This is a genomic window from Agathobaculum sp. Marseille-P7918 (assembly GCF_964248325.1).
GTDB lineage: Bacteria > Bacillota > Clostridia > Oscillospirales > Butyricicoccaceae > Agathobaculum.
The window spans coordinates 311,388-325,806 of record NZ_CAXTXI010000003.1 but is presented as its reverse complement, the minus strand read 5'-3'; the positions used below and the strand labels follow the sequence as shown (position 1 = coordinate 325,806).

Annotated in this window: 11 protein-coding genes and 2 pseudogenes; 2 read left to right on the top strand and 11 right to left on the bottom strand. The window is 51.5% G+C overall.

Annotation, left to right across the window (positions count from 1 at the left end; genetic code table 11):
• Window positions 1-65: 65 nt before the first annotated feature.
• From ACESSO_RS06780 to ACESSO_RS06750, 7 genes and pseudogenes are all read right to left on the bottom strand, one after another.
• Window positions 66-218 (bottom strand): annotated as a pseudogene (locus ACESSO_RS06780) (Maff2 family mobile element protein); the annotation flags it as partial.
• A 32-nt stretch (window positions 219-250) separates the two neighbouring features.
• Window positions 251-1,507 (bottom strand): annotated as a pseudogene (locus ACESSO_RS06775) (VirD4-like conjugal transfer protein, CD1115 family); the annotation flags it as partial.
• Window positions 1,508-1,542: 35 nt separating this feature from the next.
• Window positions 1,543-1,734, bottom strand: a complete 192-nt coding sequence (locus ACESSO_RS06770) for a transposon-encoded TnpW family protein (protein ID WP_373164286.1) — start codon at window positions 1,732-1,734, stop codon at window positions 1,543-1,545.
• Between the two features lie 107 nt (window positions 1,735-1,841).
• Window positions 1,842-3,734 (bottom strand): AAA family ATPase, encoded by a 1,893-nt coding sequence (locus ACESSO_RS06765; RefSeq protein WP_373164285.1) that lies wholly within the window; start codon window positions 3,732-3,734, stop codon window positions 1,842-1,844.
• Between the two features lie 16 nt (window positions 3,735-3,750).
• Window positions 3,751-5,259, bottom strand: a complete 1,509-nt coding sequence (gene mobQ / locus ACESSO_RS06760; protein WP_373164294.1) for a MobQ family relaxase — start codon at window positions 5,257-5,259, stop codon at window positions 3,751-3,753.
• Window positions 5,260-5,491: 232 nt separating this feature from the next.
• The gene (locus tag ACESSO_RS06755; RefSeq protein ID WP_373164284.1) at window positions 5,492-5,788 is read right to left on the bottom strand and encodes a DUF3847 domain-containing protein; all 297 of its coding nucleotides are present in this window, start codon (window positions 5,786-5,788) and stop codon (window positions 5,492-5,494) included.
• Between the two features lie 131 nt (window positions 5,789-5,919).
• On the bottom strand, window positions 5,920-6,753 hold the full coding sequence (locus ACESSO_RS06750) for a methyltransferase domain-containing protein (protein ID WP_002584969.1): 834 nt from the start codon (window positions 6,751-6,753) through the stop codon (window positions 5,920-5,922).
• Between the two features lie 311 nt (window positions 6,754-7,064).
• Between ACESSO_RS06750 and ACESSO_RS06745 the strand changes: the two genes are divergently transcribed.
• The gene (locus ACESSO_RS06745; RefSeq protein WP_373164283.1) at window positions 7,065-8,309 is read left to right on the top strand and encodes an IS110 family transposase; all 1,245 of its coding nucleotides are present in this window, start codon (window positions 7,065-7,067) and stop codon (window positions 8,307-8,309) included.
• A gap of 142 nt (window positions 8,310-8,451) precedes the next feature.
• Here ACESSO_RS06745 and rlmN read toward each other — a convergent pair whose 3' ends face one another.
• Window positions 8,452-9,435, bottom strand: coding sequence for a 23S rRNA (adenine(2503)-C(2))-methyltransferase RlmN (gene rlmN, locus ACESSO_RS06740; RefSeq protein ID WP_052802844.1), 984 nt, complete (start codon window positions 9,433-9,435; stop codon window positions 8,452-8,454).
• A 311-nt stretch (window positions 9,436-9,746) separates the two neighbouring features.
• Between rlmN and ACESSO_RS06735 the strand changes: the two genes are divergently transcribed.
• Window positions 9,747-10,991, top strand: a complete 1,245-nt coding sequence (locus tag ACESSO_RS06735) for an IS110 family transposase (protein ID WP_373132940.1) — start codon at window positions 9,747-9,749, stop codon at window positions 10,989-10,991.
• A 276-nt stretch (window positions 10,992-11,267) separates the two neighbouring features.
• On the opposite strand, the gene ACESSO_RS06730 is transcribed toward ACESSO_RS06735, so the two are convergent.
• The 3 genes from ACESSO_RS06730 to ACESSO_RS06720 form a co-directional block, all read right to left on the bottom strand.
• The gene (locus tag ACESSO_RS06730; protein WP_005930687.1) at window positions 11,268-11,564 is read right to left on the bottom strand and encodes a hypothetical protein; all 297 of its coding nucleotides are present in this window, start codon (window positions 11,562-11,564) and stop codon (window positions 11,268-11,270) included.
• Between the two features lie 171 nt (window positions 11,565-11,735).
• Window positions 11,736-12,062, bottom strand: a complete 327-nt coding sequence (locus ACESSO_RS06725) for a TnpV protein (RefSeq protein ID WP_087385888.1) — start codon at window positions 12,060-12,062, stop codon at window positions 11,736-11,738.
• A complete protein-coding gene (locus tag ACESSO_RS06720) occupies window positions 12,059-14,419 on the bottom strand; it encodes a recombinase family protein (RefSeq protein ID WP_373164282.1) in 2,361 nt (786 codons plus the stop codon). The genes ACESSO_RS06725 and ACESSO_RS06720 overlap by 4 nt, the downstream gene beginning before the upstream one ends.

Here is a 14,419-nt window from a genome sequence, read left to right as displayed (position 1 = left end):
CTTGACGGTATCGCCGGTTCCGTCTGGATTGTGCTTTTCCTTTCCTCTTTTGATTACCTCTAATTAGCCATGACCTGTTTAATTCCCTGCGACTTGCTGGCAGGGTTGTCTTGGCCGTAACCTTCCAGGAGGTTGATGCCGCCCCACACGCACAGGCCGCCGCCCAGCGCGATCACCAGAGTCTGCAATACGTCGATAGCGTTAGTGAAAAAATCCATAAATCATATTTCCTTTCTTCGTTGTAGAATTGTTATTGAAGGTCTGCTGCTGCCAATTCGTACATCTCGAAAGGCTCATCCGGCTTCACGATAGCCGGTTTGCGTTTCATGTACCGTTCCATATCAAAGAGGTACTTCTTGTCGGCGTCGGCGGTGTATTTGTAATTCGGATGCTTCGTCAGGTCGTACTTGTCCGAGAGAAACGGGCGCACGCCCCGCAGCATGAAGATACACTTGCCTCCGTCCATTACCGCCAATTCGTCTTGTGTCATCAGCTCCTTTCCTAATTTTTGATAGGTGAGGCCGTGAGAAACCTGGCTGCCACGGTTTTCCGATTGATTGAAACTGTCAATCGTTTCTTTCCCCAGCAGCTCCGAAATTTCTTTCAGAGTGGATTTCTCCTTGCCTCCCAAAAACAAGGTGCTGTCGCAGTTACCCACGATGGTATCCGCCGCGTCCTTGTAGATGGTCTTTAACTGGCTTTGGCTCTGCAAAATAATAGAAGCCGATATTTCCCGGCTTCGGATGGTGGCGATCAGCTTATCAAAGTTTGGTATCTGACCGATGTTGGCGAACTCGTCCAGGAGGCACCGCACATGGACCGGCAGGCGGCCCCCGTAGAAGTCGTCCGCCTTGTCGCACAGCAGGTTGAAAAGCTGGGAGTACATGAGCGCCGCCACAAAATTGAAGGTGCTGTCTGTATCCGAGAGGATGACAAACAGCGCCGATTTGCGGTCGCCCAGGGTATCCAGCTCCAGTTCGTCCTCCACCATGAGGTCCCGCAGCTCTTGGATGTCAAAGGGAGAGAGGCGGGCGCCGCAGGAAATCAGTATGGATTTCAGAGTTTTGCCCGCGGCCATTTTGAATTTGCGGTATTGCTTCACAGCGAAGTGGTCCGGGTGCTCTTTCTCCAGCTTGGCGAACAGCAGGTCCACGGGAGACTGAAACTCCTCGTCGTCCTCTCTGGCCTCGCTGGCGTTGATGAGGTCCAGCAAGGTGATGAAGTTGCGCTCCTCCGGCTCCGCCTCGTACCAGATGTAGCCGATGAGGGCGGAATAGTACAGGCGTTCGGCCTTGACCCAAAAATCCTCGGAACTCTTTTCGCCCTCGCCCTTGGTGTTGAGGATCAGGGCGTTCACCAGCTTCAAAATGTCCTTTTCGCTGCGGATGTACGCCAGCGGGTTATATTTCATGGACTTCTTGAAGTTGATGAGGTTCAGGCTTTTGATGCGGTATCCCTTGCGGTCTAAAAGGGTCCCCACCTCGTTGAGGATAGTCCCCTTTGGGTTTTGTCAATAAGGAACAAGAAAAAAGTATCTTGCTTTTAAGCGGTTTCATCGCCGCTGTCGTTCTTGATAAGGCGCACAACCTTGTCCGTAAAGGTTTCCCGGCTGGTTTCGCTGAAATGGATATGAATGTCAAAGGTCGTGCCGCCGATGTTCTTCACAAGGTCGGGTTTGGCGGTCAGAGGGGAAGCGACTGCGGGGGTACTGGTCTTGCTGGTTTCATTGTTCATAGGCTCTCCTTTCAAAGATAAAGCCCCATATGGTCGGCACATGAGGCGGTCATATCGGGTAAGGGTGCAAGGGTGCAACAATGCAAAGGTATCTACGGATTGCATTCTTACTTTGCACTCTTGGCTTCGTTCCTGCGGTAGTACCATTGATTTCCCCGGCGTATGACTTCTATCCGGGTATCAAGATTGCGGCGGGCATTTTTAACCGTCCTCTCGGATATTCCGGCTTCGGCTGCGGCCTTTACAATGTCCTCGCTGGCAAGTTCTTTCCCGTCTGCAAGCAGGTCAAGTATCAACTTCTCGGCTTGCTCGGTCTTGGTGGCGGTGTTCCCGCCCGCGCCGGACAGCAGCTCGTCAGCGGTTATGTCGTATTCGCCTATCCATGAAAAGCCTGTTTCCGGGTCAAGGCAAAAGGCAACGGGCTTGCCCTCCGGCGCAAGGGAAGATTTGTCATGGACGATAACACGCACATTCGGCTCCCGCTTCACGCGCCCGATCAGCAGGACGCTCCTTGCTGCGGCGCGGAAGTCGATAGAGCCTAAGCCCCGGTATGCGCTCTGTCCTCCAGCAGCTTTGTTCAAGTGTCCGATAAGGATAACGGCGCACCCGGTACGCTCGGCAACATCGGCAAGGCGGCGGAACATGGGGCGCACTTCGTTTGCCCTGTTCATGTCGGTCTTTTCGCCCATGTACGCCTGTATGGGGTCAAGGATAATCAACCGCGCCCCGTTCTGCGTGATTGCCTTTTCTATGCGCTCGTCGGAAAGGGTAAGCTCCCGCTTGGCTTCATCAATCACAAGCACGCGGTCAAGGTCGGCTTCGGCTTCTATCAAGCGGGGCTTGACGGTATCGCCCAGCCCGTCCTCGGCGGTCTGGTAAATCACTTGGAATGGCGGCAAGGGCTTCATTCCCGGCAGCGTTCCCCCGGTGGTGCAGGCGGCGGCAAGGCGTAGGGCAAAGGTGGTCTTGCCCTCGCCGGGATTGCCTTGCACAATGGTTACTTTTCCAAACGGGATATACGGCTCCCATAGCCATTCAACGGTCTGTGTGTCAACCTCGCTCATGCGGATAATCTCGACGGTTTCTTCCTGCGGCGGCTCTTTCAAGCCGTAAACCGCTTCCCGGATATACTTCCCGTCTGTGATTTCTGCCCGGTGCTGCAATACCTCGTTCCAGTCCTTAAACAGCGGCACAAGGCGGTGGACGGTATATCCCTCCGGCACAAGCTCCGCAAGGCGGCTGCAAGCGTCGTTTCCCGCTTGGTCGCTGTCAAGGCAGAGGTAAACGGTCTTGATGTTTGGGCGGTCAGAGAGGAAACGCAACAGGGCTTTTTCTCCCACGCCGCCCAATGACAAATAGCTCTGTTTCTGCCATGCCTTTTTGAACAGGCAGAGGAAAGAGAGCAGGTCAACGGGGGCTTCAAAGACAAAAAGCCTGTCGCTCTCGCCCCGGTAGCAGAAATTAAAGGCTTTGTCGCTGCCTTTCACATCAAGCCGGAAGTTTCCCGCCGTCCCCTTGCTGTGGGCGTAACGCGGTATTCCGTCCTCGTCCCGCCCCACAAATACGGCGTTGTGGTGGGCTGCGTCCTCGTAAATATCGCCGCGGGCAAAGAAAAAGCCCGTCACATCTTCATCAATGCGGCGGGCTGCTGTGAGGTAGTTCCTCGCTGTTCGATTGTCGCTGTTTGGGGGCGGTAGCCGGAAGTCGGAAAGGGGCGCGGGGCAAGGTTTGTCCGGCGGCGGTGCGGCTCCCTTTTCTCCTGTGAGAAGTTCCACGGCTTCGGTGAAGCTCTTGCCGAAAAACTCCATGACAAAATCAACGGGGCCGCCGCCCTTGCTCTGGCTGTGCCTGTACCATTTGTTTCCCCGGACGGTCAAGCTGTCATGCCGTTTCCAGCGGTATTCATTTCCGGCGCGGGTAAGCTGCTCGCCCTGTGATTGCAGGAAAGAAACAAGGTCAGCTTGGTTCGCCCGGTCTATCTGTTCTTGGGTGTAGTACAAAAAATCTCAACTCCTTTCATCGTTCTAAGTCGTGCCGCTTGGCGCGGGTCTGCTCCGGCTGGTCGGCTTTCAGCGCAATATCAACGCACTTGCGGATATTGTGCAGCTCGGCAACCTCGGCGCGGGTTTCTTTCAGCTTGGCATATTCCGCTGTTCTCTGCCCGCTGAGGGTGGCGTACTCCTGTTCCCATTCAGAGATAGGCAAGCTCTTTGTCCCTTTCGGCAGATTTGCATGGAGATAGCGGCTCGCCGCGTCCCATAGGGTAAGCTCGGCGCGGTGGGCTTCCTCGTACTTGTCGCGCTTGCTCGTCCAGCCATTTTTCAGCTTTTTCAGCTCGTCGTGAATGGGCTTGTACTCGGTGTAGTTCTTCTCGTATTCAATCAGCTTTTGCAATTCTTTCATGCGCTTCTCGGCGGTTTTCATGCCCGCCCGGATAGCGTCGGCTTGGTCGCTGACAGAGGAAAGGGCAGCGTCCAGCTCCGCAAGGGTGGAAATACCATGCTCGGAAAGATAGCCTACCGCCTTTGCAACGGTTTTCAGTTCATCGGCGGCGTGCTGCCTTTGCCAACTCTGCGAATACTTCCGGCTCTTTTCTCTCTGAACGCTTAAATACTTCATCAGCAGATTTGCAAGGCCGGGGGATTGCGGGGGCTGCTCCGGGGCGGCTTCCCGCGCCTTGAACAGTTCGGCAATCCATTCTTTGAGCTTTCCAATCTGCGCCCGGATTTCCCGGATAAGGCGGTTTGCCTTTTGGATATTCCGGTTCAGCTCGCCTTTCTCGGTGGCTATTCCTTTCTTCTCCATTTGACAAGCCGCCACGCCCATGTGGACGGTGGGCAGCTCGTCAATGCCGCGCTCGGCGTTGCTGCGGTGGTCGATACGCTCCGGGCGTCCGGCGCGTTCAAGGTAGACGTTTGAAATATCCGCCCACGCCTTGCGCCATAAAAGCGCGTTGCCCTTGTCGTTCCAGCCTGTGAGGTCAACTTTGTGTGTCTTGTATCTGCCGCTTGGTAAGCGTATGCGCTCGCCGTTCTCGTCAAGGTCATATTCCTTTTTGGACTTCGCCGCCCATGCGCCGCGCTCGTCAAGGGGGCGCATGGTAAGCATGATATGACAATGGGGGTTGCCGCTGTCAGTGTCGTGAATAGCAAAGTCAACGCACATTCCTCTGGAAACAAATTGAGAGGAACAGTATTCCCGGACAAGCCGGATCTGTTCCTCTCTGGATAATTCTATGGGGAGTGCTGCGTCAATCTCTCTGGCAAGCTGGGCGTTCCCGGCTTTCTCGTAAAGCTCTACACTGTTCCATAGGGTAGCGCGGTCAGAGAAAGAGGGCGGGGCATGGGGCGGCAGTAGGATTTCCGTATGGACAACGCCGCGCTTGCGGGTGTAGTCATGGGTCATTCCGTCCCACTCGTTTGTGATTTTCTCGCCGCTTCGATAGGCGGCTGCGGCAACGGCTGACTTGCCTTTTCCTCGGCTCACAATGCCGATGTTCCAATGGTAAATGGCTATGGGTATCACCTCCCGGATAGGATAATAAAACCCGCAAAAATGGTACAGGCGCCAAAGGCGGGTGTACTGTTTTTGTGGGTGTGCAGGGATAGCCGCGTAAGCGGCGCAAGGGGTGCAGCCCCTTGTTGCGGCAGAGCCGCCATATCGGAGCGCGGGGAAAGTTCCCTGTGCGGAGATAAAGCCCTCGGCAGAGCGCACACGCCCGCAAGGGTGTATAAGTGCGCCCTTTGTTCCAAAGGGATTATTCGCTTTTCTCGCCCTCGGTGCGTTTTTTCAGATAGCCCTGCGCTTCCTCGCTCGTCAGGGCAAGCCGGAGAAAGGCGGCGGCTTCCTCGTCGGTCATGGCCTTAGCTTCCGGCACAATACTCTCAAAAACCGCGCCACGGACGATCAGCCGGTGGCTGCGCGTCCGGCGTTCCTCTTGGGATAGCTTTTGCCGCAACACCTTTTCTCGGTTTTCGAGCTGCCGGATTTTCTTCTTTCCGTCCTCAATCTCGGCGGTCATTTCCTCGCGGGTTTTCTCTCTTGGTTTCGTCATGGGTGGTCGCTCCTTTCTGCCCGTAGGCATGGAAAAAGGGCAGTCGATTTTCTCGGCTGCCCTTTTGATTAGGGTGTTTGGTTTACTCCGTTCTGCTCAATAAATGGGAATATTAAATATCAATACGCCCTTTAATACATTCCTATTAAAACATCAGCTTCGATTGTCAAATGTGTGAGAGTACGCCAATCAACGCAATCTTTTTCAACGCAAAAGAGAAGCGGCGTCATTTCAATAAACGACATTCTTTGTTCTGATGACAACTGTACGGTGGCTGAAACCGTTTCTCTTGAAATGGTTTTAAGATATTTCTCAAAATATTCAACGACAGACTCATTTGAATAATCTGGATTTTTCAAGTGTGCTTGCACTTTAGTCCTGATTTCCCTCAAATGATTTTTCGTAGGAATTACTTTCACAACATATCCGTTAGGAGATAGCAATCGCTGAAATTCTTTGTAGTGTGCAGGCGAAAATATGTCTAAAATACAATCCATACTTCCGTCTTTCAAAGGGATTTTTGATAAGTCAGTAACAAACCACTTCACTGCTTTGCGCTTGTCTTTTTTTGATGCAATCTGTATTGCCTCCCTTGACAAGTCAAAGGCAAAGATGTTTCGTTCTGTTCTTTGCTGTATCTGCCTTGCATAGAAACCCTCGCCGCAACCAACATCTAAAATGTTTCTTATAGATGGCGTATCAGAAATAAACTGTATGATTTTCTCCAACACAACATCATACATGCCATACTCCAAAATTTGGTGCCGGTTGTCAAAAGACCGCTTGCTGTAGTTGGTTTTGGGCGATGATTTTAACAACAAATTTACATACCCATATCTTGAAATATCAAAGCAATGTCCATGTCTACAAATTAGGCTATTGCCTTGTATATCCATTGATTTTGTGCAAATTGGGCATTGAAAATAAACCTTGCTGTCTGCAAAGCGTGATAAATTATTATTCATTTGTATGACCATTCCTTTCCGCTGCGCTGCAAGGCACCAAAGGGTATGAAACACAGGAGTCTCTAACGCAGCAAGTCGTAATTTGTTAGAATATGCTTGAGGAAGCAGGCACACTACAGAGCACGTGAAGGTGAGCAGGCTCAGCCTTGCGCTGGACTGAATTTTTATGTGTGCCGGACACTCTTTCAAGCACCAATGAGTAGGGCTTTGCACCCTGTAACCTTATCTTTGGAGAGACAGACTACTTCAATCTTTCAGTGAGTGTCCAGTCCCTGCCTGTTCCCTCAAATGCTGTTTCGAGGGGATGTGTTATGCTCAAAATCGTTTACCCCATCTGCTGTGGGATGGATGTCCACAAGTCCTTTGTTGTTGCCAGTATTGCTTCTACCAATGAGCAGGGAGTAACCACCTACAAAATCAAGCGGTTTTCCACCTTCACCGGAGATTTACGCCGGTGTGCCACATGGTTGGCAAAAAACAACTGCAAAGATGTGTGTATGGAATCCACCGGGAAGTATTGGATTCCCATCTACAACATCCTGGAACCCACCTGTAACATTGTCCTTGCGCACCCCAAATACGTGAAGTCTATTCGGGGAAAGAAAACCGATAAGCGAGATGCCAGGTGGATTGCCGACATCTTTAAGCACGACCTTGTCGCCGGGAGTTTTATCCCTCCGGCAGACATTCGCCAGCTCCGGGACTTAGTTCGTTACCGCCGGAAACTCACCAGCTTCACAACTGGCGAGAAAAACCGAGCCCAGAACTGCCTGACTGTTTCCAACTTCAAGCTGGATGATGTGTTCTCAGACGTGTTTGGCAAGGCAGCTTCTGCAATTACTGCTCGAATTCTGGAAAATCCAACTGAAAAAATCACGGATATTTCTGGTTTCCGAACCAAGGGCATGAAAGCGACCAATGAACAGGTGCTTGCCGCTGTGGACGGAGAGATGTGTGAAGAACAGGCTGAAAAGCTCCGCATCATCCGTTCCCACATAGATAGCCTTGAACTGTGCAACCTCAATCTGGAATCGCTGATTCTGTCTACTGTTGAGAAGTATCTTCCTCAACTCAATCTTGTTATGACGGTGCCGGGTATCCAATCCTTTGCCGCGATTGGTATCATTTCTGAGATTGGAGTGGATATGTCCGTGTTCCCCACCTCGAAGCATCTTTGCTCCTGGGCTGGGCTTACGCCGCAGAACAACGAGAGTGCCGGGAAGAAGAAAACCACCAGAATCAGCCGGGCCGGAGCCTACATCAAGCCCTTGCTGGTGCAGTGTGCCCTCTGTGCTATTCGGGCAAAGCGTTTCCCTGAAGTCCGTAACCGCTACCTTGCTCTCAAAAAACGCCGGGGACACAAAAAAGCAATCATCGCCATTGCCAGAATGCTACTGACAGCCATCTACAACATGCTAAAGAAAAATGAGCCGTATAATCCTGAGCTATACCGCAGCGCAGACCGGCCACCTGCACACCGCGAGGTTTCTGTGGAAGAAGCTGTCTTTATCCTACAACGGCAAGGTTATCTGGTGACTGCTCCTCCTACTGCGTAGACTTTAAGCATGACTTCAATTTTGCCCGCTTTTAGGGGGCTTGGTTTTGTGCGCCTTTTTTCGGAATGGTGCCTAAATTACAATGTTTCAACCTTGACCTAATGCGTTATCGGCTCTGCGTCTATGCGTCTGGCACTTTTAATCATTTTTTTTTGAATTTATTATATGTGTTAGCTAACTGTCCACAAGCCGCGTTAATCTCTCTGCCATGAGAAACTCTTATAGTAACTTCAAGTCCTGCTTGCTCTAATTGATGTTTGAATGCAACTATTTCCCGTTTCTGTGGTGCTTTAATTCTTGAATTGCTTGTTGGGTTGTATTGTAACACGTTAATCATAACTTTTTTGCCCCGAAACCATTTTGCAAGTTGTCTTACATCTGAGGGCCGGTCATTTATACCCGGTAAAAGCAAATACGCAAAGACAATTTTGCGATTATGCCTTTCAGAATAGGATAAGGCTTGCTTAACAACATCTTCAATAGCATATATGCGCATGTGAGGAATAATACGATTTCTTGCAGATTGTGTTGCTGCGTGTAAAGATATTGTCAACTGAATTTTAAGATGTTCCTCGCGCAATTTTTTTAATTGATCGACCGGACCAACTGTTGATATGGTAATGCCGTCGGTTGGAAAGTTGAGCCCATATCTATCTCGGAGAATATGGATTGCTTTTATCAAGTTGTCATAATTGAATAAAGGCTCTCCCATACCCATAAAAACGATACGGTTTACTTTTCGACGCAACAATATAATCTGTTGTACGATTTCTGACGATGTTAGATTACGAACAAAGCCATTTCGCCCGGACTCACAAAAAATACAACCAACAGGACAACCGACTTGTGTGCTCACGCAAACAGTTCCACCATCTCGCCGCTTGATAAAAACCGTTTCAATGTATTTGTTGTCTTTCAGTTCGTAAACATACTTTTCAGTATCACTGCTTTTGCAAATATTTTTTACCAACATTGATAGATTTTTTTTGCGTGGTAATTGCTTATATAATTCTTCATATAAGGCTTTTGCTTCATTCTCGCCAATAACTTCCGACATTTCTTTGTAAGTAAATCCGTATGGATCATTCCGTACTTCCGCAGGCGTATATTTAGGTAAACGTTTCATTTTTATGACCATTCCTTTCCGCTGCGCTGCAAGGCACCAAAGGGTATGAAACACAGGAGTCTCTAACGCAGCAAGTCGTAATTTGTTAGAATATGCTTGAGGAAGCAGGCACACTACAGAGCACGTGAAGGTGAGCAGGCTCAGCCTTGCGCTGGACTGAATTTTTATGTGTGCCGGACACTCTTTCAAGCACCAATGAGTAGGGCTTTGCACCCTGTAACCTTATCTTTGGAGAGACAGACTACTTCAATCTTTCAGTGAGTGTCCAGTCCCTGCCTGTTCCCTCAAATGCTGTTTCGAGGGGATGTGTTATGCTCAAAATCGTTTACCCCATCTGCTGTGGGATGGATGTCCACAAGTCCTTTGTTGTTGCCAGTATTGCTTCTACCAATGAGCAGGGAGTAACCACCTACAAAATCAAGCGGTTTTCCACCTTCACCGGAGATTTACGCCGGTGTGCCACATGGTTGGCAAAAAACAACTGCAAAGATGTGTGTATGGAATCCACCGGGAAGTATTGGATTCCCATCTACAACATCCTGGAACCCACCTGTAACATTGTCCTTGCGCACCCCAAATACGTGAAGTCTATTCGGGGAAAGAAAACCGATAAGCGAGATGCCAGGTGGATTGCCGACATCTTTAAGCACGACCTTGTCGCCGGGAGTTTTATCCCTCCGGCAGACATTCGCCAGCTCCGGGACTTAGTTCGTTACCGCCGGAAACTCACCAGCTTCACAACTGGCGAGAAAAACCGAGCCCAGAACTGCCTGACTGTTTCCAACTTCAAGCTGGATGATGTGTTCTCAGACGTGTTTGGCAAGGCAGCTTCTGCAATTACTGCTCGAATTCTGGAAAATCCAACTGAAAAAATCACGGATATTTCTGGTTTCCGAACCAAGGGCATGAAAGCGACCAATGAACAGGTGCTTGCCGCTGTGGACGGAGAGATGTGTGAAGAACAGGCTGAAAAGCTCCGCATCATCCGTTCCCACATAGATAGCCTTGAACTGTGCAAACTCAATCTGGAATCGCTGATTCTGTCTACTGTTGAGAAGTATCTTCCTCAACTCAATCTTGTTATGACGGTGCCGGGTATCCAATCCTTTGCCGCGATTGGTATCATTTCTGAGATTGGAGTGGATATGTCCGTGTTCCCCACCTCGAAGCATCTTTGCTCCTGGGCTGGGCTTACGCCGCAGAACAACGAGAGTGCCGGGAAGAAGAAAACCACCAGAATCAGCCGGGCCGGAGCCTACATCAAGCCCTTGCTGGTGCAGTGTGCCCTCTGTGCTATTCGGGCAAAGCGTTTCCCTGAAGTCCGTAACCGCTACCTTGCTCTCAAAAAACGCCGGGGACACAAAAAAGCAATCATCGCCATTGCCAGAATGCTACTGACAGCCATCTACAACATGCTAAAGAAAAATGAGCCGTATAATCCTGAGCTATACCGCAGCGCAGACCGGCCACCTGCACACCGCGAGGTTTCTGTGGAAGAAGCTGTCTTTATCCTACAACGGCAAGGTTATCTGGTGACTGCTCCTCCTACTGCGTAGACTTTAAGCATGACTTCAATTTTGCCCGCTTTTAGGGGGCTTGGTTTTGTGCGCCTTTTTTCGGAATGGTGCCTAAATTACAATGTTTCAACCTTTTTTCCTCCGTAATTACATCTCTGCTTCAATAAGCGAGTTATGCAATACGGATAACCGCAACATAACTCGCGGTTTTATCTTAATCTCATAAATGTAACCATTGTGTTGTCCTCCAATCAATTCCGCAGTATTACTCTGCTTTTAGAAAAAGTATAGCACAAAACTATGAACATTTCCACTCTATTTCAGCCTGTCGGCGGCGTTGCTCTCTCTGGCGTACCGCCGCGCCGCTTCCCGCCGTTCCTCGCTGTATGGGGCGGTCAGACGGAAAGAGAAGCGGCCTTTCTCAATGTCAAACTCCATGCAGCCCGTTTCCGGGTCTGCGTCGGTCTGGCGGCACACATCGGGGTGCTGCTCGGCATAGGCGGCAAGCCGCTTCTTCAAGTCGGTGTTGTGGGTACGGATATGGATCAACGGGTCTTTCTCATCAAACCAGATGTCTGTGGTCTTTTTTTGCTTGGGAAGCCCTGTTCGCATAAACTCTCCTTTCTGCGCCCCTGTTACGCAATAGGGGCATTTTTCGGGTGTTTTCTCCGGCTCTTGACTTGGAGAAAACGGCGTTTTTGACGATAAAAACCGCCCGGACGGGGAATGTATCGTCGGGGCGGCTGTTATCGCAAGATTTCCGATTTTTCCGGCTCTTGACCGTTAAACATAGATTAGCTCATGCATTACGATTTCCTCGGCTCTCGCCTTGCAGTTGTTCATCAAACCTACCCATTTCATCGGGTCGGCGGCTTTAAGGGCTTCGGTGGCTCCCGCTTCTCTGGCAAGGCGGGGCATGAGGTAGTCCAGCATATCCCGCGCCGCCCGGTCTGTTTCCGCAAGGTGGGGATATAGCTTCTCGCTGGCTACAAGGGCAGTATAAAGGCGGTGGCGGTATTGTTCCAGATAGGCTTTCCGCAGCCGCCCATAGTGACCGATATGGGGCTTCGGGGTAATAGGGCGGTTCCCATTGTCAATCAATCTTCTCATGCGATTTGTTCTCCTTTCTCGTCCTGCTTCTTTTTGTGGTAGTTCTCCCGCTTTGCAGCAAGGAAGTTTTCATACCGGGCTTGGGCTTCGGGATTTCCGGCTGCGGCTTCCTCGTACATCTTCTGACGGGATTTCTTGGTAGCTTCACTATGGTATGCCCGCCGCCTTGCAAGCTCGGCGGCTGCGGCGGGGTCGGTTTCCGCTTGGGCTTTCAGTTCTTGGTATGCGTTCTTCTTCCGGCTCCGGCTGGCTTCAAGGCGTTCCGCTTCCTCTGGCGTGAGTGGCTGGCCTGCGTCCTGCGCGGCGGCAAGCTCTTTCATCGTCCGGGGCTTGGGCGGCTGTGCCACTTTCTGCCGCTCATACCATGCCTTGTGCTGGCGGTTTTTCCTCTCCCGGTAGGCGGCAAGACGCTCTGCTTCCTCCGGCGTGAGGTCGGCTCCGGCCTTTTGCAGCGCGGCAAGCTCCTTTAAGGATTTCGGCTTCGGGGGCTTGGGCGGTTCGGCGGCTTTCCGCTTCTCCCGCCATTCCTTTTGCCATGCCCGGTTATGGGCTAACCGCGCTTCATCTGCCGCCTGTTCCTCCGGGGTCAGCAAGCCCGCTTTCTTCCTCGCAGTAAACTCCCGTTTCTCTGCCTTGCGCTTTTCTTCCCGCGCCTTGGCAAGCTCCTGTGAATGGGCGTCCTTTGCGGCCTGTTCCTCCTGCTGGCGGCGTTGTTCCTCGGCTTCCATTGGGGTAACGATATGGGCGGGGACTTCAAACGCGCCGATGAAGTTGAGGTAAATGTCTATCCGCTGGCGGCGGCTGTTCCCGCGTCCCTCGCCCTCATGGACAACGACTTTTTCGATAAACTCGTTGAGCATGGGCGTTGTCAATTCAGAAAAATCAGTGTAGCGGTTCACAAGCTCGATAAATTTATCTGTTTTCAGCCTGTCGGCGTTCCAGCTCTCGATTGCTTCCTGCCATTGGGAGATAGCGGCTTCCAGCCCGGTCTGTTCCTCGTCGTATTCGGCAAGCAGACGGGTAAAGTGCTTATCGGGTATCTTGCCTGTGGCGTTGCCCTCGTACAGCTTCTTTACAAGCCCGTCCAGCTCCTTACACCGCCGCTGCGCCTTGCTCACTTTCTGCCGGTACTCCTTGACGGCGTTCTCTTGGTGCTGGTCGGACGCTTCCCGCACACGCTCGATAAACTCAGCTTCATTGTGCCGCACATACCAGCTCACGCGCTGGATTGCGGCAAGAATAGCGGCTTCCATTTTTGCGGTGGGGATATAGTGCATGGTACAGTCGCGGGTAAGCTGGCGGTAGCTGGAACACACAAAAGCGTCGTCCAGATACTTGCCTTGCACAAGGCTGCTGCGGTGGGTCAGCTTCGCGCCGCAGTCGGCGCAGTAGAGAAGCCCGGTCAGGCGGTTTGGGGTGTTCTGCCGCTTGGGAGCGCGGCGTTTTGTCCCCATAAGCCGCTGGACGGTGTTCCATGTTTCCTCGTCCACAATGGCGGGAATTTCCCCGTCAAAAATATACTGTTCCTCCGGCGCGGTCTTGCGGGTACTTTTGGTCTTGTAGTTCTCGCAGACGGTTTTCCCTAAAACCTTGCGCCCTGTGTACTCCGGGCGTTTGAGGATATAGCTGATAGTTGTCGTTGACCATGCGTAGGGGTCTGTGTACTTCGCCGCCCGGACGGGTGCGCCTATCCGCTTCCAATGCTCGGACGGGATAGGGATTTTCTCGGCGCGGAGTGCCCTTGCTATACTGGCGATACTCTCCCCGGCAACAACGCTGTGGAAGATACGGCGCACAACGGCTGCGGCTTCCTCGTCGATTACCCATTCGCCCTTGTTCTCTTTGGACGCAAGGTAGCCATAGCTGACGCTGCCGGAGCAGCGCAAGCCCTTTTCCATTCTCGACTTGAAAACGGTCTTGATTTTCCGGCTGGTGTCGGCAACATACCACTCGTTTATCACATCTCGGAAAATTGACATTATATCAAAGCCGTTAGCGGTATCAAGGTTGTCATTCGCCGCAATAAAGCGTACATGGTACTCATCAAAGGTGCGCTTCAAAAGCCCCACTTCGACAACATCACGGCCAATCCTGCTTTGGTCTTTGATAATGACCGTAGCCACATTTCCCGCCCGGATTTCTTCCAGCATAGCGTCCAGCCCCGGACGCTTGAAAGTAGTTCCCCGCACTCCGTCATCGGTGAAGTGCCGGATATTCGTAAAGCCGTTCTTTTGGGCGTAGTCCTCCAAAATGCGCTTTTGGTTTTCTATTGACACGCTTTCCCCGGCTCGTTCATCGTCATGGGAAAGACGCTCGTACAGGGCTGTGATTTTTCCCTTGTCCGGCTGTTTCTTCAT